This window comes from Ruegeria sp. CG3, from assembly GCF_056537205.1.
On sequence record NZ_JBQFRC010000002.1, the window covers coordinates 150,316 to 175,510 of the forward strand.

Genomic DNA, 25,195 nt, shown 5'->3' on the forward strand with positions numbered 1-25,195 from the left:
CCTGTACAGGTAGTGCGCAAGGCAGAACCATTCTGCCTTGCGCAATCATTTCGGATCAGGTGCCCGATTTGATCTTGGTCCACAGACGGGTCACGACCCGCTGGGTTTTGGCCGGGTAAGGCGTGGTGATGTAGAGGTTCTGCATCGTGGCATCATCCGGGTAAATCGCCGGATCGCCGATCACGTCTTCTTCCAGAAACTCCTGCGACGCCTTGTTGCCGTTGGCGTAGTAGACGTAGTTCGACGCCGCCGCCATGTTGTTGGCATCCAGGATGTAGTTCAGGAATTTATGCGCGCCGTCCGGGTTGGGTGCATCCACCGGAATGGCCATCTGGTCGAACCACATCAGCGAGCCTTCGGCAAACGGATGGTATTCGATGGTCACACCGTTGTCGGCCTCATCCGCCCGATCGCGGGCCTGCAGAATGTCGCCCGACCAGCCCACCGCCACGCAGATGTCGCCATTGGCCAGCGCATTGATGTATTCCGAGCTGTGGAACTTCTGGATGTAGGGACGCACGCCCATCAGCACTTCTTCGGTCTTGGCGATCACGTCGGTGTCATGGCTGTCCGGGTCTTCGCCAATGTACTGAAGCACCATGGGAATGATCTCGGACGGCGCGTCCAGGAAATGGACGCCGCATGAGGCCAGCTTTTCCATGTTCTCGGGCTTCAACACGAGGTCCATGCTGTTCAAGGGCGCATCGTCGCCCAGCACTTCCTTGACCTTGTCGACATTCACGCCCAGCCCCGTGGTGCCCCACATGTAGTTGATCGAATAGGCGTTGTCCGGGTCATAGCCGGCCGTGCGTTCCTGGATCACGTCCCAGAGGTTAACTGCATTGGGCAGCTTGGACATGTCCAGTTTCTGGAAGGCTCCAGCCTGGATCTGGCGCTGAAGGAAGGTGCCCGACGGCACCACCACATCGTAACCGGATCCTCCGGCCAGCATCTTGGTTTCCAGAACCTCGTTGCTGTCGAACACGTCGTAGATCAGGGTCAGACCCGTCTCTTCCTGGAATTTGCTCAGCAACTCCTCGTCGATGTAGTCCGACCAGTTGTATACGCGCACCTCTTCCGCAACAGCGGCCGACGTCCCCAATGCGACAATTGCCGTCATCGTCAGCGTTTTGATTTTCATTTTCTTCTCCCTGCAAGTGTACGGGCATTTTCCCGTTTTTTTGGATTTGATCAAGTTTTGCGTTTTCCCTCGATACGTCGTATGGTTTCACGGGGCAAGAAACCTGACAAGCCGGGAGCATTGGGATCGGGGTGAACCAATTGGATTTGATCAAAAATAAGGCATCTGCTGCAGTGACCCAGACCGAAAAACGACCAGCACATGAACAGGTGTACCAGACACTGAAGTCGCAGATCATGTTCGGCGATCTGGTGCCGGGGCAACCGGTCACGATCCAAGGCTTGACCGATTCGCTGGGCGTGGGCATGACCCCGGTGCGCGAGGCTATCCGGCGCCTGATCTCGGACGGTGCGCTGATCTTTCAGGGCAACCGGCGGGTCAGCGTTCCCCTTCTGACCGCAACAGATGTCGAACAGATGATTTTCGCCAGAAATGCCGTAGAATCAGAGCTTTCCCGGCGCGCAGCAGTCAACATGACCACGGCGGATATCGACCAGCTTGAAAAGATCGACGAACAGCTGGATCGCACGATCGCCGACGGGGACGTTGGCGGCTATCTTCGCCTGAACCATGCATTCCACGAAAAACTCTATGACCATGCCGGCGCGCCGATTCTAAAGGATTTGGCCGAGCGCCTGTGGCTGCGATTCGGGCCGTCCTTGCGCGTCGTCTGCGGGCGCTTCGGCACCCAGAGCCTTCCAGACCGGCACAAGGACATCATCGATGCCTTGCGCGCCAGCGACGCTGAAAAAGTCGCAAAAGCAACGACCCAGGATATCGAACAGGGCATGGAACTGATGGCCGAGGCGCTGGCGACCGAATAGGTCAGCGCGATTCGATTGACAGAAAAAAATTTGATCATATTGTGACGGCAACCGCTGTTGCAGGAGTAGAGACCGATGTCGACCATCACCAACCACATGCCGACCGCCGAATTGCAGGCCCTGGATGCGGCGCATCACCTTCACCCGTTTTCGGCCAACGGCGCACTGGGCAAGGAAGGCGCGCGCGTCATCACCCGAGCCAAGGGCGTCTATCTGACCGACAGCGAGGGCGAAGAGATCCTGGATGCCATGGCCGGCCTGTGGTGCGTGAACGTCGGCTATGGCCGCGACGAACTGGCCGAAGTGGCGGCGCGCCAGATGCGCGAACTGCCCTACTACAACACCTTCTTCAAAACGACCCATGTCCCGGCGATCGCGCTGGCGGCCAAGCTGGCCGAACTGGCACCGGGTGACCTGAATCATGTCTTCTTCGCCGCCGGCGGGTCCGAGGCCAATGACACCAACATCCGTCTGGTCCGCACTTATTGGGCGGAAAAGGGTCACCCCAACAAGAGCATCATCATCAGCCGCCACAACGCCTATCACGGGTCGACCGTCGGGTCGGCTTCGCTGGGCGGCATGGCCGGCATGCACGCGCAGGGCGGCATCCCGATCCCGAACATCCACCACATCAACCAGCCCAACTGGTGGGCCGAGGGCGGCGACATGACGCCCGAAGAGTTCGGTCTGGCCCGCGCACGCGAGCTGGAAGAGGCGATCTTGGAACTGGGCGAAGACCGCGTTGCCGCCTTCATCGCCGAGCCGGTCCAGGGTGCGGGCGGCGTGATCGTCGCGCCCGACACCTACTGGCCGGAAATCCAGCGCATCTGCGACAAGTACGACATCCTGCTGATCGCCGACGAGGTGATCTGCGGCTTTGGTCGAACCGGCAACTGGTTCGGCTCGCAGACCATGAACATCCGCCCGCATATCATGACCATCGCCAAAGGGCTCAGCTCGGGCTATGCGCCCATCGGCGGCTCGATCGTCAATGACGAGATCGCCGAGGTGATCGGCGGAACCGAGTTCAACCACGGCTATACCTATTCGGGTCACCCGGTCGCGGCGGCCGTTGCGCTGGAAAACCTGCGCATTCTGGAAGAAGAGAAGATCGTCGAGCATGTGCGCGATGTCGCGGCCCCCTATCTGAAACAGAAATGGGAGGCGCTGGTCGATCACCCGCTGGTCGGCGAAGCCAAGATCGTGGGCATGATGGCCTCGATCGCGCTGACGCCGGACAAGGCCAGCCGGGCCAAGTTCGCGTCCGATCCGGGCACGGTCGGGTACATCTGCCGCGATCGCTGCTTTGCCAACAACCTGATCATGCGCCATGTGGGCGACCGGATGATCATCTCGCCGCCGCTGATCCTGACCCCGGCCGATATCGACGAGATGTTCGTGCGCATCTACAAGTCTCTGGACGAGGCGCAGGCCGAGATCATCGCCCAAGGCTTGATGAAAGCGGCCTCGTGAACTCAGGAAAACATCGGAAATGGGCGGTCCGGCAGGGCCGCCCTTTTTCGTTCAACGCATCCGTTCCAGCAATTGCACGGTTGCGTACCCATCCGGCAAAAGACCACGCGCCATCTGATAGGCCCGCAGCGCATTGATGGTGTTCGGACCGATCCGCCCGTCGATGGCCTGCGTGTCGAACCCGGCCAGGGTCAGGCGCAGTTGCAGTTCCTTGCGTTCGGCAAAGCTCAGCACCCGTTCGCCGCGCGGCCAGCTTGCGCGGAACGGGCCTTGCCCGGCCAGCCGGTCTGACAGGTGGCCGATGCCGATCACATAGGCATCGGCGCCGTTGTAGCGCTCAATCACGCTGAAATTGTCAAAGATCATCAAGGCCACGCCACCGCTGCCGGCCGGCAGCAGGATCGAGGCGGGTCCAAAATCTGCGATGCCACCGCCGTTCGCGGCGCGGACGCCGCGTGCGGCCCACTCCGAGGGCAGCAAACTAACGTCCCGACTGGCGCTGGCATAGTCGAACCCTTTCGGCAAACGCACCTCGACCGCCCAGGGCTGACCTTTGGTCCACCCGAACTTGGCAAGGTAGGCGGCAGCGGACGCAAGCGCATCCGTAGGATCGTCCGACCAGATGTCGCGGCGTCCGTCGCCGTCGAAGTCAACCGCATGCTCCATGTATGAGGTCGGCATGAATTGCGTGTGCCCCATGGCACCCGCCCAACTGCCCGTCATTCGGTCCGAGGTGATGTCGCCGGCCTGCACGATTTGCAATGCCGCCAGCAACTGCGTTTCAAAAAACTGCGCACGCCGCCCGTCATGGGCAAGCGTTGCAAGCGATCGGATTGTCTGACTGCTGCCCCGATACGTGCCGTAGGACGTTTCCAGCCCCCAGACCGCGACCACCACCTCTTTTTCGACCCCGTACCGGGCTTCGATCCGGTCCAGCGTATCGTTGTACCGCACCAGCGCCTTGCGCCCATTCGCGATGCGCAGGTCTGACACCGCCGAATCCAGATACTCCCAGATCGGTTTCGAAAACTCGGCCTGACTGCGATCGCGCTTGATGGCGTCGGTGTCATAGGTCAGGCCGGACAATGACCGGTCCAGGACCTGTGGCCGGATACCTGCCGCAACTGCCCGGTGCCGGAAGGCGTTCAACCAGGTCTCGAAGCTGGTGTTGCCTTCGACGACCACCCGGTGCATGCCCGTGGTCGGCCTTGGCACCGGCCGGATCGAAACCGTCAGATCGGCCGACGCCAACTGGATCGAATCCAGCGCCGGTCTGATCTGTGGTCGTTTGGTTGTATTCGAAGTCTCCGCCTGCAAGATGGATGCCCAAAACGCGGCGGCCACAAAGCCACACACATATTTCATGATTCAGGTTTTCCTGATTACTGCTCGCGGACAGGGTACCCCAGATTGCGCAAATCACAAAGCGCTCAAGACTGGCTCTCTTGATCTTTTGCTTCACGCTCGGCCCGGATCTTGGCCAGGGCCTCGCGCAGCAATGGAACCCGATTGGGGCGGAAACTGTCCTGGGTGACGGACATCGCGCGCATCCGGTCCAACCGAAACACGCGAAAATCCCGCCTCAGATGGCACCAGCTGAGCAGTACGCTGGCATGATCCATGTACACGATGCTCAGTGGGCTCACGCGGCGCTGGGTGTCGTCACCCTTCGCATCGGTATAGTCGAACTCGACCACACGCTCGTCCCACGTCGCCTGTCGCAAGTCGGCAACTTCGATGCTGGGTGCGGCAGGACGGTCGAACCGGGTGGCGGTCAGCACTGCGTGGCTCAGGCGGTGGGATTGGCGGTGTGGCAGCCGGCCCTGCAGTTTGCGCAGCGCCGCACCGGCGGCGTCCGACAGAGCCGGGTCTCCGATCAGTTGCACCTCGCGTAGGCCAAGAACCAGCGCCTCCAACTCGTCATCGGTGAATCCCAGCGGCGGCAGTGTCGCGTCTTCGATCAGGGTGAACCCGAACCCGGCCTCGCCATCAATGACTGCACCGAGACCACGCAGAGCGTCGATGTCGCGATGCACGGTGCGTGCCGAAACCCCCAGATCCTGCGCCAACTGCGCCGAGGTCTTGGGCGACGGGCCAGACCGCAAGGCCTGCATCAATTGGAACAGTCGGGCGGTGCGGGACATGATGTCATTCAATCTAAACCTAATGACAGAAACTGTCATTAGCCCGCGATAGACCGGCGGCACCCCAATTTCGGAGCCTATTATGTTGACCCTTCTTACCTACCCTTCCGCTTTCGGACTTTTCAGCGCCAGCCCCTTTTGCGTCAAAACCGCCTATATGCTGCAACTGGCCGGGCTGCACTGGCGCCGTTCGGACATGGTCGATCCGCGACAGATGCCGCACAGCAAGTTGCCGGTTTTGCGCACACCCGAACGTCTGGTGCCGGACAGCGACCAGATTCGCGACTGGTTGGAAGCGCAGGGCGCCGAATTCGACCGTGGCCTGAGCGATGTGCAAAAGGGCCAGTCCCGCGCGTTGATCCGCATGGCCGAGGAACATCTGTACTTCCAGATTGTCATGGACCGCTGGGCCAACGACGAGGTTTGGCCAGTTCTGCGCGACACCTTCTTCTATGAGATCCCCCGAATCGTCCGACGCCCGATCTCGAACTCGGTCCGGAAATCGGTCTTGAAAGGCCTTCGGTCCCAAGGGATCGGGCGCTTCTCCGAGGCCGAACGGATGGCACGGGTCGAACGCGACCTCGAGGCGATCTCAGCTTATCTGTGGCAGGCCCCGTATCTTTTGGGCGATCACCCCACTTCGGCCGACCTCAGCGTCGGCCCGATGCTGGCTGCGATGCGGGCCACTCCGGCCGATACCCGGCTGACCCGGCGCATCAAACAGGATACGCTGCTGAACAGTTATGTTGACCGGATGGAACAGGCGATCCCCCTGCCATGAGGCCTTTCGATGACCCCAACGTGGCGTCTGCCTACGAGGCATTCGCCGCGGACACCAAAAGCGCCGCTCTGGCTCTGCGCGATCTGGTCTTCGCCACCGCGCAGGAACTTCAACCGGCGGTTTTGGTGACCGAGGCTCTGCGATGGGGCCAACCGGCCTATCTGAGTCCCAAGGGAACAACCATCAGGCTGGGTGGACACGCCTCCGCCCGGTTTGCCCTGTTTGTCCACTGCCAGACCCGGCTTATCGGTGAGTTTACCTCGGCCTTTCCCGACGCTGACAGGATTGACGGCAATCGCGCCATCCTGTTCGACGGGATCGAACAGATCGACCCCTTCCGGCATGGATGGCTGATCGCCCGGGCGTTGACCTATCACCGCTGACGGCGTTTGCGCTCGACCGTGCGTTTGATCTTGTCCTTCTTGCGCTTGGTGCTGACCGCCTTGCGCCGTGTCGGACGGCCGGGCCGCCCACGTCCGCCGCCGCGCGGCATGGCCTGATCTTCGATCGACAGCAGCTCCAACTCCAGCCCGCCGGTTACCGGCGTGGCCTCGGTCAGGCGCACGGTGACGCGCTGGCCAATGGCGATGGTCAGGCCGGTATCGGCCCCCATAAGGGTGCCGGCCTCGGCGTCGAAGTGGAAGAACTCGCGCCCCAGCGACCGCACCGGCACCAGCCCGTCGGCCCCGGTTTCGTCCAGCTTCACGAAGGCCCCGAACCGGGCGATGCCGCTGATGCGGCCGGTGAACTCGTTGCCGACGCGCTCGCTCAGATAGGCCGCCAGATAGCGGTCGGTCGTGTCGCGCTCGGCCATCATCGAGCGGCGCTCGGTGTCCGAGATGTGGGTGGCGATCTCCTCCAGCCGCTCGATCTCGTCGGCGGTCAGACCGTCCTTGCCCCAGCCATGGGCCGAGATCAGCGCCCGGTGAACGATCAGGTCGGCATAGCGGCGGATGGGCGAGGTGAAATGCGCATAGTTGCGCAGCGCCAGCCCGAAATGGCCAAAGTTTTCGGGGCTGTAATAGGCCTGCGCCATCGACCGCAAGGTGCTGAGATTGATCAGCTCGGCATCCTCGGTGCCGGCGGCGGCGTTCAGCAACGCGTTCAGGTGACGGGTCTGCAACACCTGCCCCTTGGCCAGGTTCAGCCCGGCGGCCTGTGCCGTCTCACGCAGGCTTTCCAGCTTTTCGGGCGCGGGTTCCTCGTGCACGCGGAACAGCAGCGGGCTGCGCTTGGCGATCAGCGTCTCGGCCGCGGCCACGTTGGCCAGGATCATGAATTCCTCGATCAGCCGGTGCGCGTCCAGCCGCTCGCGGAAGGCCACGCTTTCGACCTCGCCCTTGTCGTTCAGCACGATCTTGCGTTCCGGCAGATCCAGGTCCAGCGGCTGGCGTTCGTTGCGGGCCGTCTTCAGTGCGCCATAGGCGGCATAGAGCGGTTTCAGGACGCTCTCGAGCAGCGGGCCGGTCCGGTCATTGGGGGTGCCGTCGATGGCCTCCTGTACCTCGGCATAATGCAGAGACGCGGCCGAGCGCATCAGCCCCCGCACAAAGCGGTGGTCGATCTTGTTGCCGTTTGCATCGATCCGCATCCGAACCGCCATACAGGCGCGCGGCACGCCTTCGTGCAGCGAACACAGATCGCCCGACAGACGGTCGGGCAGCATTGGCACGACGCGGTCAGGGAAATAGGTCGAGTTGCCCCGCTTGCGCGCCTCGCGGTCCAGCGCACTGCCGGGGTGCACATAGGCGGCCACATCGGCAATGGCGACCCAGATCACGTGGCCGCCCGGGTTTTTCGGATCATCATCGGCATGGGCATAGCAGGCGTCGTCATGGTCGCGCGCATCCGACGGGTCGATGGTCAGCAGAGGGATGTCCCGCAGATCCTCGCGCCCTTTCAGCCCGACGGGCTTGGCCCGGTCGGCCTCGGCGATCACGTCATCGGGAAAATCATCCGGGATGCCGTGCTGGTGGATCGCGATCAGCGACATCGCCTTGGGCGCGGACGGATCGCCCAGCCGTTCCACGATACGCGCACGCGGCAGCCCCATACGATTTTTCGGCCCGGCCTGCTCGGCCTCGACCAGTTCGCCATCCTTGGCGCCCAGCGCCGCGTCTTCGGCCACCAGCCATTCGGTCGATCCAGCCTTGTCGATCGGCACGATCCGCCCGCCCTCGGCGCCCTTTCGGAAAATCCCCACGACCCGGCGCGGATTGGCGCCGATGCGGCGGATCAGGCGGGCCTCGTAATTGTGGTCTTCTTCATGCACCTGGGTCAGCCGGGCCAGGATGCGGTCACCCTCGCCCAGCGCCGGGTCGCTGGCGCGGGAAATGATCAGCACGATCGGCTCGACCCCTTCGCCATGCCATTCCAGCGGCCGCGCGAACAGGTCCCCATCGGCGTTCGGGGCCTTGACCTGCAGCACGCTGACCGGCGGCAGGCGGTCCGGGTCGCGATAGCTGCGCTTGCGCTTTTCAAGATGCCCCTCGGCCTCAAGCTCTTTGAGGATCCGTTTCAGGTCGATCCGGTCCGCGCCCTTGATGCCAAAGGCCTTGGCAATGTCGCGTTTCGAGGTGAGCGTGGGGTTCGCCCAGATCCAGTCGAGGATCTCCTGCTTGGTTGGTATGCGTTTCATGATTTCCGCCTAGCACGCCGATACGACCGCGTCATGACCAAAAAGTGGCCGGGCGCATCAATCGCTCAGGCGAAATAGTCGACCAGGATCCGGGCATAGATCGCCTTGAGCTGGCGGATCTGCTCGACCGGAACGGATTCGTCCACCTGGTGCATGGTGCGTCCGACCAGTCCGAACTCGACCACGGGGCAGTGGTCCTTGATGAACCGCGCGTCCGAGGTGCCCCCGGTGGTGGACAGCTCGGGCCGGCGGCCGGTCTCGGCTTCGACCGCGCCGGCGACCAGATCCGACAGCGGCCCAGGAGGGGTCAGAAAGCTTTCGCCCGAGACCTTGATCCGCGTGTCGATCTGCACGCCGAACTCGGCCGCCACGTCGGTCGCCTGCGCCTTCAGCCAGTTACTGAGGCTGGCGCCTGTATGCAGGTCGTTGAACCGGATGTTCACCGCGCCACGGCACTGGGCCGGAATGACGTTGGTGGCCGTGTTGCCGGTGTCCATCGTGACCACGGCCAGGGTCGAGGCGTCGAAATGGTCCGTCCCCCGATCCAACTCGTGACTGGCCAGCCGGTCCATCAGCCGCGCCAGCGCGGGCAGCGGGTTCCTGGCGCGATGCGGATAGGCCGAATGGCCCTGCACGCCCGTCACTTCGAACCACGCGGTCATCGACCCGCGGCGGCCGATCTTCATCATCTCGCCCATCTCGTTGGGGCAGGTCGGCTCGCCCACCAGACAGACCGACATCCGCTCGTCTTGCGCCTGCATGTAGTCCAGCAGCGCGGTGGTGCCGTCCACCGCATCGCCTTCCTCGTCCCCCGTGATAGTCAGGATGATCGCCCCGTCGGGCGGGGTGTCGCGCACGAAATCCACCGCCGCCGCGACAAAGGCCGCCACCCCCGATTTCATGTCGGTCGCGCCCCGACCGTACAGAATGCCATCATGGATTTCCGCGCCGAACGGCGGGCGGGTCCATGCGGCCTCATCGCCCACCGGCACCACGTCGGTATGGCCGTTGAACCCGAAACTGCGCGCATGCCCCTTGTCGCCCCACCGGGCGAACAGGTTGCAGACGCCGCCGCGATCCACCCGCGTGCAGGTGAAACCGGCCCGCGCCAGGATATCTTCCAGCAGAATCAGCGCCCCGCCTTCCTCGGGTGTGACCGAGGGGCAACGGATCAGGTCTGCGGTCAACTGGACAGAGTCGGTCATTCAGGGGCCTCGCAGGGTCGGCAGGATGTGGGTTCACGCACAGATTCAACGAATTGGCCGCAATGCCAACCCCGATCGGCGGTTTTCCGGTCGCCCAGCCCGAAAAAACGGCAAAAAAGAAATCCCGGTCGATGACCTCGCGACGACCTTGCCGCGCCATGGCAAATTGCGCTAGAGCGCCGCGAAACAGGTGAACCAGCCATGACGCGCGCCCTTTTCGCATTGATCTGCCTGACCTTCGCGGTCTTTGCACAACACAGCCAAGCCGAAACTCTGACGGTCACGACGGTGGAGCGTCCTCCGTTCTCGTATGTGGATGAGGGCGAGGGCACCGGCTTCTCAATGGACCTGCTGGCCGCGCTGGCTGAAGAACTGGGCTGGGAATACACGGTCGTTCGTGTCGATGCGTTCGGGGACATGCTGTCGGCGGTCGAGAACCGCGAAGCCGACATGGCCATCGCGAATATTTCGATCACCGCAGGCCGTGAAGCCCGGATGGATTTCAGCCAGCCGATTTTCGAAGCCGGCCTTCAGATCATGGTACCATCAGACGCGGCGCGCAGCCCGTCCCTGATGCAGGCGCTGCTGTCGCGCGAACTGTTCATCGCCATCGGGCTGGCCTTTGCCATCCTGCTGGGTGGCGGGATGCTGATGTGGGGGTTCGAACGCCGATCCCAACCCTATTTCGACCGCGACCTGAACGAGGCCTGGTTCCCGTCCTTCTGGTGGGCATTGAATCTGGTGGTCAATGGCGGATTTGAAGAGCGGATGCCCCGGACCCCGTTCGGGCGAGTTCTGGGTGTGATCTTGGTCGTATCCTCGCTGTTCATCGTGTCGGTTTTCACCGCGCGGATCACCTCTGTCATGACGGTGGATGCGATCACCAGCAACATCAACTCGGTCAACGATCTGTACGGCAAACAGGTCGGGACAATCTCGGGTTCGACCGCAGCCAGTTTCCTGAACCGGCGCGAGGTCGAATTCACCGGGTACGAAGACCTGGATAGCATGTTGACTGCGTTCAGGGATGGGGACCTGGATGCCGTCGTGTTCGACGCACCGATCCTGTCGTATTTCGCTGCACATGAAGGCCGCAAGATTGCGGCGATGACCGGCGGCGTCTTCCTGCGCGAAAACTATGGCATGGTCTTCCCGACCGGGTCACCTCTGGTCGAGGATGTGAACCAGGCGCTTCTGGGCCTCCGCGAAGATGGCACCTATGACCAGATCTATCGCAAGTGGTTCGGCACGCGCCGCTAGGCGCCTTCGGGCTTGTCGCCGAAGAAGGGCGTCATCTGCGCAACAATAACCGCGTTTTCCTCAAGCGCCCTCTGCATCAGAGCGCGTTCGTCGGGGTCGATCTCGTGCCCCTGCGCCTCGCGCTCGGCCAGGGTGCCATAGCCGGTTACGTCCAGTGGAGCCGTATCGGCCTGCTTGAGAATGGCCACGGTTTCGCGCACGGCCTCGGCCTCGTCCACGCCGCTGGCATAGCACATAAGCGCCGCGCCGGTGGCGCCTTCGGGCAGGCCGTCGCCATCCTTGCGGCCAATCTGAACCAACAGAGTATAGACCTGCTGGCGCGAGGGTTTCTTTTGCTTTTCCATGCCGTGGGCCTTAGCCGGGGGCCGGTCGATGGTCAAGCATGGCAGCTGGACGCGGTTCCCGGATGCCGTGTCGTTTTTTGACGCGCTCAGGCCCACCATCCGGTCAGACTGGTCGCGAAAAACGACGGAGGACATCATGACCAAACGCGGCCGCTGCCTGTGCGGTGAAACGCGCTGGGAGTTTGAGGGCGCCGAGACCTGGAGCTGCTATTGCCATTGTGACGATTGCCGCCGCAACTGCGCCGCGCCCGTGGTCGCGTGGTTGGGCGTACCCTTGCGCAATTTCCGATGGACCGCCGCAACACCGCGTAGTTTCGCCAGTTCGAAAGGCGTCCAGCGATATTTCTGCGCAACCTGTGGCTCTCCGATGGGGTTCGAGGCCGACCACTATGAAGGCGGGATGCACCTGTACGCGGCCTCGTTGGAAGACCCTGTGGACTTTGCGCCAACCTTTCACGTCAATTTTCAAAGCAAGCTGCCCTGGCTGGAACTGCACGATGACTTGCCGAAATACGACGGCACCCTGCTGCACGCGCCCGAGGATCTCGCCGACTACACGACGGGATAGGTCCGACCCTGCCGAACAAAAAAGGCCGCGGACCAGAGCCGCGACCTTTGGAACTTTGAACAATGCCTGCGATCAATCGCGCAGCAGCTCGTTGATCCCGGTCTTCGAGCGGGTCTTTTCATCCACCCGCTTCACGATCACCGCACAGTACAGGTTGATCCCGTTCTTTGACGGCATCGAACCGGACACCACCACCGAATAGGGCGGCACCTCGCCATAGAACACCTCGCCCGACTCGCGGTCGACGATCTTGGTGGACTGGCCGATATAGACGCCCATGCCCAGAACCGAGCCCTCGCGGATGATGCAGCCCTCGACCACCTCGGACCGCGCCCCGATAAAGCAGTTGTCCTCGATGATGGTCGGGCCGGCCTGCATGGGTTCCAGCACGCCGCCGATGCCGACGCCGCCCGACAGGTGCACGTTCTTGCCGATCTGCGCGCAGGACCCGACGGTGGCCCAGGTATCGACCATGGTGCCTTCGTCCACATAAGCGCCGAGGTTCACGAAAGACGGCATCAGTACCACGCCCGGCGCGATATAGGCCGACTTGCGAACCACGCAGTTGGGCACCGCGCGGAAACCGGCCGCGCGCCACTGGTTTTCACCCCAGCCGGCGAATTTGCTGTCGACCTTGTCCCACCAGCCGCCGCCCTGCGGGCCGCCGGACTGAATTTCCATGTCCTTGATGCGAAAGCCCAGCAGAACCGCCTTCTTGGCCCACTGGTTCACATGCCAGCTGCCATCGGCCTGCTTCTCGGCGACCCGCAGCGTGCCGCTGTCCAGCGCGTTCAGCGTGTCCTCGATCGCTTCGCGCTGTTCACCGGTGGTGGCGGGCGTGATCGTGTCGCGGGCCTCCCATGCGGCCTCGATGGCGGTTTCCAGTTGGGCGTTGGACATGGGGTAACTCCGTGCTGACTCTCGTTTGGTTGGTGTTGCCTATATGAAAGCCGGGGCCAATGCGCAATGCGACGTTGGCGGAGCCGTTTGCGGCCACCCGGCGCGAAAACCCGTCGGTCTCAGCTGGCGCGGCGGATATGGCGCACCAGAATCGCTGTGGCCGTGGCGGTATCGCGGCGCTTCATCGCCTGCACGATGGCGGCGTGGTCGGTGTCTTTCCGCTGGACCCAGCGGTGACGCCAATGGGCGAACAGATGGCGGGCGCTGGCGATATGCAGATCGTCGATCGTATGCAGCAGGCGCGGCCGCGCGCAGGGTGTCAGGATCGCCCGATGAAAGGCGCGGTTCCGGGTTTCCCATGTGGGCATGTCCTGCGGCTCGTCGCAGGCGATGCGGGCCTTGTCGGCCGCCTTGAGATCCGCCGGTGTCAAATTCTGGATCGCATGTTGCAGGGCCAGCGATTCCAGGGCCACGCGCATCTCGATCACCTCGCGCACCTCGGCCGGGTCCAACGCGGTGACGCGCATGCCGCGCCGTGGTTCGCTGTGGGCCAGGCCATGCGCCTGAAGCCGCAACAGCGCCTCGCGCACCGGGACATGGCTGGTGTCGAACGCCCGCGCGATATGGTCCTGCCGCAGTTTCTCACCCGCGGGCAGCTCGCCCGTAATGATGCGCTGGCTGAGCCGGTCATAGATGGAATCTGCGATCGTGGCGGTCATGGGATTTTATCTATAATCCCAAGGCTCGGGCCTCAAGGCGCAAATTCAGGCGGTCAGAGGGTCAGGTGCGATATTGCCCCCGCAGACCAGAACCGCGACCCGTTCGCCCGGTTCCGGCGTGTAGACGCCCGAGGTCAAGGCCGCCAGGGCCGTCGCGCCCGCCGGCTCGACCAGAATGCGATGCGCCTGCCACAGGCGCTGTTGCGCCTCGGCGATCGCGTCATCGCTGACCAGCACCGACGTCATCCCCTGCGCCAGCCCGAAACAGATGTCGCCGATCCGCCGCGCACCCAGCGCGTTGGCGGCTATGCCGGAAACGGACACATCCACGGGCGCTCCGGCCTGCAACGCCGCGTTCAAGGCACATGACGTTTCCGGCTCGACCGCAACGACCTTGCGCGCGCCCTGAAACCAGGCCAGCGCCCCCGCGATCAGCCCGCCGCCGCCCACCGCCACCAATACGGTATCGGCTTGCAGGCCTTGGCTGTCCCATTCGGCAAAACAGGTGCCCTGCCCGGCCACGGTGGCCGGCGCATCATAGGCATGGATCTGCATCGCACCTGTTCGATCTTCGTGTTCACGCGCCATCGCCAGGGCGTTTGCGTATTCACCCGGCACCACGCTCAGATCCGCGCCGATCCGTTCGATCAGGGCGATTTTGGACGGGCCGGCCATCTCGGGCACGAAGATCTTGGCCGGATGGCCCAGCGCCCGCGCAGCATAGGCCGCAGCCGCACCGTGATTCCCGCCCGAGGCGGCCACGACCCCTGCCGCCGGCACATCGAGGCTGAGCAACGTGTTGAACGCCCCGCGCGCCTTGAAACTGCCGGTGTGCTGGAAATGCTCCAGCTTCATCTCGACCGGCTGCGCCAGTCCCAGCGCGTCGCTTGTCATGACCGGTGTCACCTGCGCGTGGCCATTGATGCGTTCGGCTGCGGCCGAAATTTCAGTCTTCCAATCCATTCTCGTCTTTCCGTGACTGGCACTCTGCCCGCGAACCCTATAGCTGTTTGAAAAACACGCAAGCAGGGAACCCCCAGCAATGAGAGAAGACCGCCTCAGCCCTTTCCGCGATGCGCATACCGACCGCTCGACCGCAAGCGAAGTCCCCGACACGCCGCAGACACGCTCGCCCTCGTACCGGCTGGCCTTTGCCGATGACGATTTCCTGTGCCGCGAGGAACTGCGGCCCGTGCGTCTGCAACTGGAACTGCTGAAGCCCGAAATGATCATGGCCGAACGCCAGATCACGTCGACCATCGTGATGTTCGGTGGCGCGCGAATCCCGGAACCGGCCAAAAAGGACAGCGCCCGGACGGCCACGCTGGCCGGTCTGTCGCAATACTATGACGAGGCGCGCGAATTCGCCCGGCTGATGACCGAGAAATCCAAGCAAAGCGGGTGCCGCGAGAACGTCATTGTCACCGGCGGTGGCCCCGGCGTGATGGAGGCCGGAAATCGCGGCGCCAAGGATGCCGGTGGCTGCTCGATCGGGCTGAACATCGTGCTGCCGCACGAGCAGGCGCCCAATGCCTATGTCACCCCTGAGCTGAGCTTCAATTTCCACTATTTCGCCATACGCAAGATGCATTTCCTGATGCGCGCCCGTGCGATCACCATCTTCCCCGGCGGGTTCGGCACGATGGATGAGTTGTTCGAGTCCCTCACCCTGATCCAGACCGGCCGGATGGAGCGCGTGCCGTTCCTGCTGTTCGGGCGCGAGTTCTGGGAGCGGGTGATCAATTGGGAAGCGCTGGCCGATGCCGGGACCATTTCCGAAGAGGATCTGGACCTGTTCCGCTTTGTCGATACCGCGCAGGAGGCGGTCGATATCATCGAGCGCTGGGAACCCGCCCCGCCGCGCGACGACATTCCGGGGCGCTGAGCGATGGCGCGCACCCCCAAGACAGGTGAGATGCTGCATCTGCGCGGCAATGCCCTGAGCAAAGGCGAACCGGTGGCCTTGCCGCTGACCCAAAGCAGCATGTTCCACCTGCCCGGCGCGCCGGACGGTCACCCGACCTATGGCCGGGTGGACAACCCGACCTGGACACAGGTCGAGCATGTGCTGGCGCATCTCGAAGACGCACCCTGCCTGATTTTTCCGTCCGGCATGGGTGCAATTTCGGCGGCGTTGTTCGCGACCGTGCGCGCGGGGTCGCGCATCCTGATCCCGTCGGACGGGTATTATGTCACCCGCCTGCTGGCCGACCGGTTCCTCGCCCCGCTGGGCGTGTCGGTCGAAGAGCGCCCAACGACCGCATTTGCGCAGGGCGGGTTCGACGGGTTCGACGTGGTCTTCGTCGAAAGCCCCTCCAACCCCGGGCTCGACATGATCGACCTGGCGCAGGTGGCCCGCGACGTGCGCGCCGCGGGTGGCATCACCATCGCCGACAACACGACGCTGACCCCGCTGGGACAGCGCCCGCTGGACCTGGGCATCGACATCGTCGTCGCCTCGGACACCAAGGCGATGGGCGGGCATTCCGACCTGCTGATGGGCCACGTGGCCAGCCGCGATGCCCAGATCATGGAACGGGTCGAGGAATGGCGTCGCGTCTCGGGCGCGATCCCCGGCCCGCATGAGGCCTGGCTACTGCATCGCGGGCTGGAGACGCTGGACGTCCGGTTCGACCGCATGAGCAGCTCGGCGCAGGTTCTGGCCGAACGGCTGGCCGATCATCCGGCGGTCACGCAGATCCGCTATCCCGGCCTGCCGTCGGACCCGTCGCACGATCTGGCTCGCAAACAGACTGCGCGGTTCGGCTTTCTGCTGACGATCACGCTGGCCTCGGAAGACCAGGCCGAACGGTTCATCAATGGCTGCCCGCTGTTGCGCCCGGCCACGTCCTTTGGTGGCGTGCACAGCTCGGCCGAGCGGCGCGCGCGCTGGGGGGATCAGGTCGATCCCGGTTTCGTGCGCCTGTCGGTCGGGTGTGAACCAGTGGACGAGCTGTGGCAGGCTCTGAACGACAGCCTAAATGCGCTGGCCTGAGCCTTATTTCTTGGGATCGCGCAGTTCGGTGAAGACGTAGATCGGCAGCAGAACCCCGGCGATCAAGGCGCCCAGCCACACCAGAAGCGTCGCCGCCAGCAGGTTCGAGATACCGCCCACGGTCAGCCCTGCGGCGACCAGATCGGTGATCAACAGGCCCACGAAGGTGACCACCAGCGCGATGCCGCCCTTCAGCGCCGGCACGTTCTTTTCCCCGATCTTCAGGATCAATGGCTCGGCCACGACCTGAACCAGGGTGAACACGATCACCACCACGATGAAGGACACCGGCTTGATCGAAAAGCCGGTCAGCAACAGGCTGGCCAACAACAGACCGATGGCATTGCCCGCCAACAGGGCCAGGGCCGACTTGATTCTGCGTGACATGCGTTTGACTCCATCCGCAACAGTTCGAAACATGCGGATACTATCAGGATGCCGGAATTTTTCGAGAAAATTCAACCTCCTCGGTATTCGGTCCTGTTGAAATTCCATGACACGACACAATCTGAAAGGTTAACTGCCAACAACATCCACTGGCGCAACCCATCAGAAACGAGAGATATATGAGCGACAATCCATATTCGGTGTTGGGCGTCTCGAAAGACGCCAGTGCCGCCGAAATCAAGAAAGCCTACCGGCGCATCGCCAAGGACTGCCACCCGGACCTCAAGCCCGGGGACGCCAAGGCCGAGGCCAAGTTCAAGGCCGCCGCCGCAGCCTATGACCTGCTGAAGGATCCCGAAACCCGGGCAAAGTTCGACCGGGGCGAGATCGACGCCTCGGGCCAGGAGCGCCCGCAGCAGCAATATTACCGTGAATATGCGGAAACCGCGGGCAACCCTTATCGCGCGGGCGGCGGGGTCGAGGACGACGACATGTCCGACATCTTTGCCCAGTTCTTCGGCAACCGTGGCAACGGAGGCTTCAACGGGGGGCGTGCGCGCGAGTTTCATGCGCCCGGTCACAACGTGAACTACAGCCTGCAGATCAGCTTCCTGGATGCCGTCTTTGGCGCCACGCAAAAGCTGACCCTGCCCAGTGGCGACCGGATCGAGGTGAAGATCCCCGCCGGCATCACCGACGGCCAGACCATCCGCCTGCGTGGCAAGGGCGCGCCGGGCTATGGCGAGGGGCCGCCGGGCGACGCGCTGGTCACGATCCGCGTGGCCGAACACCCGGTGTTCAAGCGCGAGGGCGACGACATCCGCATCACCCTGCCGATCACCATCGACGAGGCCGTTCTGGGCGGCAAGGTCCCCGCGCCCACGATCGACGGCCGCGTGAACGTGACCGTGCCCGAGGGCACCAGCAGCGGCAAGACCCTGCGCCTGCGGGGCAAGGGCGTCAGGAAACGCGGCTCGGACAAGCGCGGCGACCAGTTGATCGAGCTGAGCGTGGTGATGCCCGACAAGATCGACGACGAACTGAAGCAGTTCATGCAGAATTGGCGCAAGTCGCACAGCTATGACCCGCGGAAAGGAATGCCGGCATGACCCGTTCTCTGACCGAAGCCGAACTGATCGAAGCCGTCCAGAACCTGACATCAGAGCGGTTGTCCCGGTTCCTGTCCGCCCGGATCGTGATCCCGCGCCAGTCCGACCAGGGGCTGGTCTATGAGCGGCTCGACATGGCCCGCCTGCAACTGGCCTGCGAGTTGGACGACCAGTACGAGATGGAGCCCGACGCCCTGTCGATGGTGCTGTCGCTGATCGACCAGATGCACGGCCTGCGGGCAGAACTGCGCGAGGTGCTGCGCGCCATCGACGCCCAACCCGACCCGGTGCGCAGCCAGCTGGTCGAACGGATCGGAACAGCGCGGTTCCGCCGCGGCTAGGACCTGTCTGCAAGGCAGGTTTGCCCTTCTGAACTCGGTGGTTTTGCCTTAGAAGGCGCCATCGATTCAGAACCGGGTGCTGCGATGACACGGACCAAGTCGGAACTGCTGATGCCTGCGGGCAATCTGCGCAAGCTGAAACTGGCCATCCTGTACGGGGCGGATGCGGTGTATCTTGGCACGCCCGACATGTCCCTGCGCACCAAGTCCGAGTTTTCGCTGGACGAGGTGATCGAAGGGGTCGAGTTCTGCCACGCGCATGGCCGTCGCGCCTATCTGACGCTGAACCTGTTCTCGCACAACAAGGACATCCCAAAGCTGGACGAATACATCGACACCGTCCGCAAGGTGCGACCCGACGGGTTGATCATTGCCGACCCCGGCGTGTTCCAGTACGTGCGCGACCGCGCGCCCGAACTGCCGCTGCATATCTCGACCCAGGCCAATATCTGTTCGTGGCTGTCGGTGAAGTTCTGGCAGGATCAGGGCGCCGAACTGGTGGTGCTGGCGCGCGAGGTCTCGTACCCCGAACTGGTCGAGATCCGCGAGAAATGCCCCGACATCCGGCTCGAGGCTTTCGTGCACGGCGCCATGTGCATGACCTATTCGGGCCGCTGCCTGCTGTCGAACTTCATGGCGGAACGCGGCGCCAACCAGGGCAACTGCGCCAATTCCTGCCGCTGGAACTATGCGCTGAAGCTGCGGCTGAAGGACGGCACCCATCAGGAACTGCGGATCACCGAGGAAAACGCCGACCTGTTCGAATTCCTGCTGGAAGAAGGCTGCCGCCCGGGTGAACTGATGCCGATCGAAGAGGATGATCGCGGCTCGTACATCCTCAATTCGCGCGATCTGTGCATCATGCCCAAGCTGGACGAATACCTGAAGATCGGCGTCGACAGCCTCAAGGTCGAGGGGCGCGGCAAGTCGGAATATTATGCCGCCATCGTCGCGCGCGCCTATCGCATGGCCATCGACGATTATTATGCCGACCCCGAGAACTGGGACCCGAAGCCTTACATGCGCGAGTTGGAGACCGTGGGAAACCGCGGCTACACGCTGGCCTTTCACGAAGGGCGGCTGACCAATTACGCCCATGATTACGAACACACCGCGACCATCGCCCAATGGGAATATGCCGGACTGGTGACCGACGTGACCGAGGATGCCTTCCTGGTCGAAGTGAAGAACAAGCTTGAACCCGGCGACGTGCTGGATTTCGTCTCGCCCATCTCGCGCGAGACGGTCCTGCTGCGCGTCTACGAATTTGAACGCGCCAGCGACGGCGCCAAGCTGGACGTGGTGCATGGCAGCACGAAAACCGTGATCCGCCTGCCGTTTTCCCTGTTCGATCACGAAGACCCCGACGACCTGCGCGCCCGTTTCCCGGTATATTCGGTGCTGCGCAAGGAGCGCGCCCTGACCGACGAACACTGGAGCCGCATCCGCTTTGACAAGCTGGTGCAGGGCCTGGAAACCTCGGGGCGCGACAATCCCGCCGCCTACGCCCGCCGCCGGGACGAGCTGGTGGAGAAGATCGGACAGGACGGCACCGCGCGCCGGTTCAAGACCAACCGCGTGGGCACCGAGGGTTGCTGCGGCAAGGGGTGCAACGGCTGCCTGATCTTCTGGCAGGATGACAAATACGCCCTGGCGCGAGAGGTTCTGTCAAAACGCAAGCAGGGTGAACAGCTCAGCCGGCGCGAGGCCGCCGCCCTGAAACTACCCGGTGACGCGTCCCGCGATCAGTTGCCGACGCGGTAATCCTCGGGCACGAAGAACGTATAGTCGCGGTCGGCGACCGCTTCGTGGCAGACATGGCAATAGGCAACCGCCCCCGCGCGATCCCCCATCGTGTCACCGAACAGCGACCCGTCGGGCATCACCATGACATAGCGCCAGTCGGCGGTGTCGGGGTTGGTGCCTTCCGGCAGTTTCTCCATCACGAACAGGGCGCCGGGATGCACCCGGCCCTCATCCGTGACGGTCATGCTGTCCTTGGCCAGAACCGAGCCCACGGGCAGCTTTTCCCCCGGTTGCAAGGTGCCGTAATTGTGGGCCATCCGGTTCGCATAGCTGTTGACGTAGCGCTGCCCATGCGTGGCCGACAGGTACGGCGCATCGTTGAACAACGGCCAGTTCTGATAATTCATCAGTTGATCCAGATGCGCGGTGGCATAGCCGCGATCCATCTGTTTCCTGAGGGCGCGATAGTGCTGCTGCGCGTCCTCTTTGCTCAGGTCCGCCGGGTTCTCGATCGCCAGATGCGCCTCGGTCTCGTTGGATTGCGCCCATGCAATGGCTGCGCCCGATGCAACCAATACGGCGGTCATGCAGATCGTGGACAGGTTCGTCAGTGCGTTCATGTATTGGCCCACCCTGTTCCAGGCTTGCCTGAATTCCGCAGATTTCCCCGACAAATTTGAGCGGACTGGACGAAACGCACCAGAACCGGACTGTCCAACTCACCGTCTTGTGCGCAGATTTTACGTGCGCGCAACCGCGCACCTCTCATGCCTCAAGACTACCAAATTCAGCCGTAGAATTACAGACCATTTGCCCGCGAACCCGCGGGCATCGGATCAACCTTTCAGCCCGGCCTCGGCCTCGATCTGGCGGCGCGACTTGCGGGCGCGCTCGGTGGCCGATTTCAACTGACCGCAGGCGGCCATGATGTCCTCGCCCCGCGTCTTGCGGATGGGCGAGGCGTACCCGGCCTGATAGATGATGTTGGCAAAGGCCCGGATCCGGTTGTTCGAGCTGCGCTTGTAGGGCGCGCCGGGCCACTCGTTGAACGGGATCAGGTTGATCTTGGCCGGAATGTTGTGGCGTTTGATGTGGTCGATCAGGCGATGCGCGTCCTCGTCGCTGTCGTTCACGCCGTCCAGCATCACGTATTCAAAGGTGATCCGCTCGGAATTCGACGCGTTGGGATAGCTGGCCAGCGCCTGCAGCAGTTCCTCGATGTTCCAACGCTTGTTGATCGGCACCAGAACGTCGCGCACCTCGTCCGTGGTGGCGTGGAACGAGATCGCCAGCAGGCAGCCGATCTCTTCCGCCGTGCGCGCGATTTCGGGCACCACGCCCGACGTCGACAGAGTGATCCGCCGGCGCGACAGCGAAATGCCCTCGGGATCCATCGCGATCTTCATCGCGTCGCGGACGTTTTCGAAATTGTAGAGCGGCTCGCCCATGCCCATCAGCACGATGTTGGAGAGCAGGCGCGTCTCGTTCTTGGGCGCGCCCGGGGTGGGCCATTCGTCCAGATCGTCACGCGCCATCATCACCTGACCGATGATCTCGGCCGCAGTCAGGTTGCGCACCAGCTTCTGCGTTCCGGTGTGGCAGAACGAACAGGTCAGCGTGCAGCCCACCTGCGACGAGATGCACAGCGTGCCGCGATCCTCTTCGGGGATGTAGACGACCTCGACCTCGTGCCCACCGGCGATGCGCACCAGGTACTTGCGGGTACCATCTTCCGAGACCTGGCGGGTGACCACCTCGGGGATTTCGATCACGAAATTCTCGGCCAGCTGCGCGCGATAGGCCTTGGCCAGATTGGTCATCTGGTCGAAGTCGCGCACGCCCCATTGATAGATCCACTGCCAGATCTGGTTCACCCGCATCTTGGCCTGCTTTTCAGGCGTGCCATGTTCGATCAGAACCTCGCGCAGCCGGTCGCGGGTCAAACCGACTAGGTTGATCTTTCCCTCGGGCAATTTGCGGGGAATGGTCATGACATCCTGGGTGATCGGCGCTTTGGCGGACATGGCGGTTCTCGGGCGTTCTGGCTTGGGATGCGCCTCTATATAGGAACGCCGGCAAAGATCAAAAGGATTCGTGAGAACCTGTCGGAATGTCAGTCGAGGAACCGCAACAGTTCGGTGACACGGGCCCGCCCCAACTCGACCCGGCACGAGGTGATCGCAATGCCCGTTCCGGATCCACCACCAAAAGACGCGCCAACTGCTTCGCACTGCGCATCGCGAAAAGTCTTCCAAGCCTCTTGAGAAGTTTCAAGGGCTGGCAAAGCAACAGCCCGACCCGTCACTTCGTCCAGTTCCTTCGCCGCATCGACTGCGAACCCAAACGCCGCGACCAAAGCGGCCTCGACATTGGTCTCGGCCCGACCGACGCATGTCCCGATCTCGACCTGAGATCCGGCATCGGTACATTCCAGCGCCGGGTCTGCAAATGCCGATACCGGAAGAAGAATTGCTGCCCAAACCCAACGCATGTCCGTCTCCTCGCCTGTCTACCCATGGTTTCAGACAGAGCTTAGCACAGTGGTCAGGCTTGGGCACGTTTTAGGTGCAGCGAGCGATCACACCCCGGCTGGCGGGATGTAGCAGTCCTCGGCATCCAGTGTCTTGACCGGATCATTCGGGCCGCATTGCTCGCCCGTGACCGGATAGGTTTCGGTGGATTTCTCGCACGCGCTCAGAGTTGCCGCTGCAACAATCAGAACCGCAATAAGGGGTTTGGTCGACATGTCTGGACTCCTTCTTCGTTGTCTGAACCGATTGGTTCAGAAATCGAGTCCGTCAACCTTGATGCGGATCAAGTTTTGATACCGACGTTGCGTAAACGGATGCACAAAAACGCAAAACCCCGCCATTTTGGCGGGGCATGAGATCTGGACGGGTTGGGCAGTTACTTGGTGCAGCGCTTCTCGGCGTCTTCGATGGCTGCGGTAAAGCCCAGCAACGAGAACGTGTCCTTGGTCTGGGTCCCGCGTTCGGACCGTGCGGTCAACACGGCCTCGGTCCCGCGCTTCATCGCCGTGACGATCTTGGCATCATCCGCGGCGCTGGCGGGCCACGCCCACTCGCCCTCGGTGAACAGTTCGAACTCGGACCCGTCGATTTCCAGATTCACCGTGGACCCGGGGGCGAATGGGTAGCCTCCGGTGAATGTCACCTGACCTTTGACCTCGGCGTTGGGGCGATAGAACACGAACAGCAAAATGTCGCTGCGACGCACCGATACCACACGGCCACCGCGGGTATTCACGGTCTCCTTGGGGGCGGATACGCTCCAGCACTCGGTCGGATCGTCTTCGACGAACACGCTCCAATCAGTCTGAGCGGACACACGGTTCGTACTGGTCGCCTGCTGGGCGATCGCTGTCGTGGCCATCCCTGCCACACAAAGGCCCGCGCATACGCGGGCGAGCATTGTTTTCATTCGTTCAGCCTCCTGGCTCGACCCACACCTCAACTCCATCCCGGAAGGCCGCGAACCCTGACGGTCCGTCTGTTGCAGTTGCGCATCCGGATGATTGCCGACATACACACACTAACGCAGGTTTCGCCACAGGCGAAAGGGCGATTGGCAGAATTTTGCGCACATTCCGGAGGGACGACATGACGCAGCCAGTACCGATGACCGAACTGTGGCGCGGACCGCTGTTGGAGAGCCTTCATCTGGGCCATGCGGTGATCTGCGACGACAGCGGTCAGATCGTGCACAGCTGGGGCGATCCGAACGCGGTGATCTATCCGCGGTCGTCGGCCAAGATGATCCAGGCGCTGCCGCTGGTCACCTCCGGCGCGGCGGCCAAATACGGGCTCGGCTCCAAGCATCTGGCGCTGGCCTGCGCCTCGCACAACGGCGCGGCGATCCATACCGAACGCGTGACCGCCTGGCTGGATCACCTGGGCCTGTCCGAGCCCGATCTGCGCTGCGGCCCGCAGGAGCCGGCCGACATGGCCGCGCGCGACGGCCTGATCCTGGCCGACGACACGCCCTGCCAGATCCACAACAACTGCTCGGGCAAGCATTGCGGGTTCCTGACCCTGGCCCGGCACATGGGTGCAGGCCCGGAATATATCGAGATCGACCACCCCGTGCAGCAGGCCTGCCTGTCGGCCTTCGAAGAGACCACGGGCGAGGACAGCCCGTGCTATGGTATCGACGGCTGCTCGGCGCCCAATTTCGCCACTTCTCTGGTGGGGCTGGCGCGGTCGATGGCGTGGTTTGCCTCGGCCAGCGACCGGTCGGATCGGGCCAGCGACGCGGCCCTGCAATTGACCCGGGCGATGGTCGCCCACCCCGAGCTGGTGGCCGGCGAAACCCGTGCCTGCACCGAACTGATGCGCGCGATGAAAGGCCGTGCCGCGATCAAGACCGGGGCCGAGGCCGTGTTCGTCGCGATCATCCCGGAAAAGAAGATGGGCGTGGCGCTGAAGATCACCGATGGCGCCACCCGCGCCAGCGAGTGTGCCATCGCCGCCATTCTCGTCAGCCTCGGCGTGCTCGAGGCCGATCACCCGGCCACGCGCAAATTCATGAACGCCACGCAATACAGCCGCCGCGGGCTGGAATGCGGCGTGATCCGCCCCGCGCCGGGTTTCCCCGGCTGAG

27 protein-coding genes are annotated in these 25,195 nt (G+C 63.1%); 12 read left to right on the forward strand and 15 right to left on the reverse strand.

Annotation, left to right across the window (positions count from 1 at the left end):
* Positions 1–55: 55 nt before the first annotated feature.
* Entirely contained in the window at positions 56–1,141 is a 1,086-nt protein-coding gene (locus ACR0NB_RS11290) for a polyamine ABC transporter substrate-binding protein (protein WP_480775712.1), read from the reverse strand.
* A 140-nt stretch (positions 1,142–1,281) separates the two neighbouring features.
* Here ACR0NB_RS11290 and ACR0NB_RS11295 point away from each other — a divergent pair, with 140 nt between their 5' ends.
* Positions 1,282–1,965 (forward strand): GntR family transcriptional regulator, encoded by a 684-nt coding sequence (locus ACR0NB_RS11295; protein ID WP_093964408.1) that lies wholly within the window; start codon positions 1,282–1,284, stop codon positions 1,963–1,965.
* A 75-nt stretch (positions 1,966–2,040) separates the two neighbouring features.
* Positions 2,041–3,438, forward strand: a complete 1,398-nt coding sequence (locus ACR0NB_RS11300) for an aspartate aminotransferase family protein (RefSeq protein WP_480775713.1) — start codon at positions 2,041–2,043, stop codon at positions 3,436–3,438.
* Positions 3,439–3,489: 51 nt separating this feature from the next.
* Here ACR0NB_RS11300 and ACR0NB_RS11305 read toward each other — a convergent pair whose 3' ends face one another.
* Both ACR0NB_RS11305 and ACR0NB_RS11310 read right to left on the reverse strand, forming a co-directional pair.
* Complete coding sequence (locus tag ACR0NB_RS11305) at positions 3,490–4,803, reverse strand: lytic murein transglycosylase (RefSeq protein WP_480775714.1); 1,314 nt, start codon at positions 4,801–4,803, stop codon at positions 3,490–3,492.
* A 65-nt stretch (positions 4,804–4,868) separates the two neighbouring features.
* Complete coding sequence (locus tag ACR0NB_RS11310; RefSeq protein ID WP_170360739.1) at positions 4,869–5,582, reverse strand: helix-turn-helix transcriptional regulator; 714 nt, start codon at positions 5,580–5,582, stop codon at positions 4,869–4,871.
* Positions 5,583–5,664: 82 nt separating this feature from the next.
* Here ACR0NB_RS11310 and ACR0NB_RS11315 point away from each other — a divergent pair, with 82 nt between their 5' ends.
* Together ACR0NB_RS11315 and ACR0NB_RS11320 are read left to right on the forward strand one after the other, a co-directional pair.
* Positions 5,665–6,363: a glutathione S-transferase family protein gene (locus tag ACR0NB_RS11315; protein WP_093964218.1), complete on the forward strand. Its 699-nt coding sequence runs from the start codon at positions 5,665–5,667 to the stop codon at positions 6,361–6,363.
* The gene (locus ACR0NB_RS11320; protein WP_480775715.1) at positions 6,360–6,746 is read left to right on the forward strand and encodes a DUF1801 domain-containing protein; all 387 of its coding nucleotides are present in this window, start codon (positions 6,360–6,362) and stop codon (positions 6,744–6,746) included. The genes ACR0NB_RS11315 and ACR0NB_RS11320 overlap by 4 nt, the downstream gene beginning before the upstream one ends.
* On the opposite strand, the gene rnr is transcribed toward ACR0NB_RS11320, so the two are convergent.
* Both rnr and dapE read right to left on the reverse strand, forming a co-directional pair.
* On the reverse strand, positions 6,737–9,001 hold the full coding sequence (gene rnr / locus ACR0NB_RS11325; RefSeq protein ID WP_480775716.1) for a ribonuclease R: 2,265 nt from the start codon (positions 8,999–9,001) through the stop codon (positions 6,737–6,739). The genes ACR0NB_RS11320 and rnr overlap by 10 nt on opposite strands.
* Before the next feature lie 65 nt (positions 9,002–9,066).
* Entirely contained in the window at positions 9,067–10,206 is a 1,140-nt protein-coding gene (gene dapE, locus ACR0NB_RS11330; RefSeq protein WP_480775717.1) for a succinyl-diaminopimelate desuccinylase, read from the reverse strand.
* Positions 10,207–10,407: 201 nt separating this feature from the next.
* On the opposite strand from dapE, the gene ACR0NB_RS11335 reads away from it, so the two are divergent.
* Complete coding sequence (locus tag ACR0NB_RS11335) at positions 10,408–11,466, forward strand: transporter substrate-binding domain-containing protein (protein ID WP_480775718.1); 1,059 nt, start codon at positions 10,408–10,410, stop codon at positions 11,464–11,466.
* On the opposite strand, the gene ACR0NB_RS11340 is transcribed toward ACR0NB_RS11335, so the two are convergent.
* The gene (locus ACR0NB_RS11340; RefSeq protein ID WP_093964213.1) at positions 11,463–11,810 is read right to left on the reverse strand and encodes a hypothetical protein; all 348 of its coding nucleotides are present in this window, start codon (positions 11,808–11,810) and stop codon (positions 11,463–11,465) included. The genes ACR0NB_RS11335 and ACR0NB_RS11340 overlap by 4 nt on opposite strands.
* Before the next feature lie 136 nt (positions 11,811–11,946).
* Between ACR0NB_RS11340 and ACR0NB_RS11345 the strand changes: the two genes are divergently transcribed.
* A complete protein-coding gene (locus ACR0NB_RS11345; protein WP_480775719.1) occupies positions 11,947–12,378 on the forward strand; it encodes a GFA family protein in 432 nt (143 codons plus the stop codon).
* Positions 12,379–12,450: 72 nt separating this feature from the next.
* Here ACR0NB_RS11345 and dapD read toward each other — a convergent pair whose 3' ends face one another.
* From dapD to ACR0NB_RS11360, 3 genes are all read right to left on the reverse strand, one after another.
* Complete coding sequence (gene dapD, locus ACR0NB_RS11350) at positions 12,451–13,278, reverse strand: 2,3,4,5-tetrahydropyridine-2,6-dicarboxylate N-succinyltransferase (protein ID WP_149775516.1); 828 nt, start codon at positions 13,276–13,278, stop codon at positions 12,451–12,453.
* 119 nt (positions 13,279–13,397) lie between these two features.
* Complete coding sequence (locus ACR0NB_RS11355; protein ID WP_480775720.1) at positions 13,398–13,997, reverse strand: GntR family transcriptional regulator; 600 nt, start codon at positions 13,995–13,997, stop codon at positions 13,398–13,400.
* Positions 13,998–14,042: 45 nt separating this feature from the next.
* Complete coding sequence (locus ACR0NB_RS11360; RefSeq protein ID WP_170369158.1) at positions 14,043–14,960, reverse strand: threonine/serine dehydratase; 918 nt, start codon at positions 14,958–14,960, stop codon at positions 14,043–14,045.
* 79 nt (positions 14,961–15,039) lie between these two features.
* On the opposite strand from ACR0NB_RS11360, the gene ACR0NB_RS11365 reads away from it, so the two are divergent.
* Both ACR0NB_RS11365 and ACR0NB_RS11370 read left to right on the forward strand, forming a co-directional pair.
* Positions 15,040–15,882 carry an LOG family protein gene (locus tag ACR0NB_RS11365; protein WP_093964208.1) on the forward strand — a complete coding sequence of 281 codons (843 nt, stop codon included), beginning with the start codon at positions 15,040–15,042 and terminating at the stop codon, positions 15,880–15,882.
* Between the two features lie 3 nt (positions 15,883–15,885).
* Complete coding sequence (locus ACR0NB_RS11370) at positions 15,886–16,992, forward strand: cystathionine gamma-lyase (protein WP_480775721.1); 1,107 nt, start codon at positions 15,886–15,888, stop codon at positions 16,990–16,992.
* 3 nt (positions 16,993–16,995) lie between these two features.
* Here the strand turns inward: ACR0NB_RS11370 and ACR0NB_RS11375 are convergent, their stop codons facing one another.
* A complete protein-coding gene (locus ACR0NB_RS11375; protein ID WP_480775722.1) occupies positions 16,996–17,379 on the reverse strand; it encodes a hypothetical protein in 384 nt (127 codons plus the stop codon).
* 179 nt (positions 17,380–17,558) lie between these two features.
* On the opposite strand from ACR0NB_RS11375, the gene ACR0NB_RS11380 reads away from it, so the two are divergent.
* The 3 genes from ACR0NB_RS11380 to ACR0NB_RS11390 all read left to right on the forward strand — a co-directional run bounded on the left by ACR0NB_RS11380 (position 17,559) and on the right by ACR0NB_RS11390 (position 20,593).
* Complete coding sequence (locus tag ACR0NB_RS11380; protein WP_170439826.1) at positions 17,559–18,488, forward strand: DnaJ C-terminal domain-containing protein; 930 nt, start codon at positions 17,559–17,561, stop codon at positions 18,486–18,488.
* Positions 18,485–18,829, forward strand: a complete 345-nt coding sequence (locus ACR0NB_RS11385; protein ID WP_170341224.1) for a hypothetical protein — start codon at positions 18,485–18,487, stop codon at positions 18,827–18,829. The genes ACR0NB_RS11380 and ACR0NB_RS11385 overlap by 4 nt, the downstream gene beginning before the upstream one ends.
* An 84-nt stretch (positions 18,830–18,913) precedes the next feature.
* Positions 18,914–20,593 (forward strand): U32 family peptidase, encoded by a 1,680-nt coding sequence (locus tag ACR0NB_RS11390; RefSeq protein ID WP_480775723.1) that lies wholly within the window; start codon positions 18,914–18,916, stop codon positions 20,591–20,593.
* Here ACR0NB_RS11390 and ACR0NB_RS11395 read toward each other — a convergent pair.
* From ACR0NB_RS11395 to ACR0NB_RS11415, 5 genes are all read right to left on the reverse strand, one after another.
* A complete protein-coding gene (locus ACR0NB_RS11395; protein WP_480775724.1) occupies positions 20,575–21,195 on the reverse strand; it encodes a cytochrome P460 family protein in 621 nt (206 codons plus the stop codon). The genes ACR0NB_RS11390 and ACR0NB_RS11395 overlap by 19 nt on opposite strands.
* A 216-nt stretch (positions 21,196–21,411) precedes the next feature.
* On the reverse strand, positions 21,412–22,599 hold the full coding sequence (gene rlmN / locus ACR0NB_RS11400; protein ID WP_170360712.1) for a dual-specificity RNA methyltransferase RlmN: 1,188 nt from the start codon (positions 22,597–22,599) through the stop codon (positions 21,412–21,414).
* Positions 22,600–22,688: 89 nt separating this feature from the next.
* Positions 22,689–23,066 (reverse strand): lysozyme inhibitor LprI family protein, encoded by a 378-nt coding sequence (locus tag ACR0NB_RS11405; RefSeq protein WP_170360710.1) that lies wholly within the window; start codon positions 23,064–23,066, stop codon positions 22,689–22,691.
* An 87-nt stretch (positions 23,067–23,153) separates the two neighbouring features.
* The gene (locus ACR0NB_RS11410; RefSeq protein WP_170342136.1) at positions 23,154–23,321 is read right to left on the reverse strand and encodes a hypothetical protein; all 168 of its coding nucleotides are present in this window, start codon (positions 23,319–23,321) and stop codon (positions 23,154–23,156) included.
* Positions 23,322–23,482: 161 nt separating this feature from the next.
* Positions 23,483–24,016 (reverse strand): invasion associated locus B family protein, encoded by a 534-nt coding sequence (locus ACR0NB_RS11415; RefSeq protein ID WP_170342134.1) that lies wholly within the window; start codon positions 24,014–24,016, stop codon positions 23,483–23,485.
* A 179-nt stretch (positions 24,017–24,195) separates the two neighbouring features.
* On the opposite strand from ACR0NB_RS11415, the gene ACR0NB_RS11420 reads away from it, so the two are divergent.
* Positions 24,196–25,194 carry an asparaginase gene (locus tag ACR0NB_RS11420; RefSeq protein WP_480775725.1) on the forward strand — a complete coding sequence of 333 codons (999 nt, stop codon included), beginning with the start codon at positions 24,196–24,198 and terminating at the stop codon, positions 25,192–25,194.
* Position 25,195: the final 1 nt, after the last annotated feature.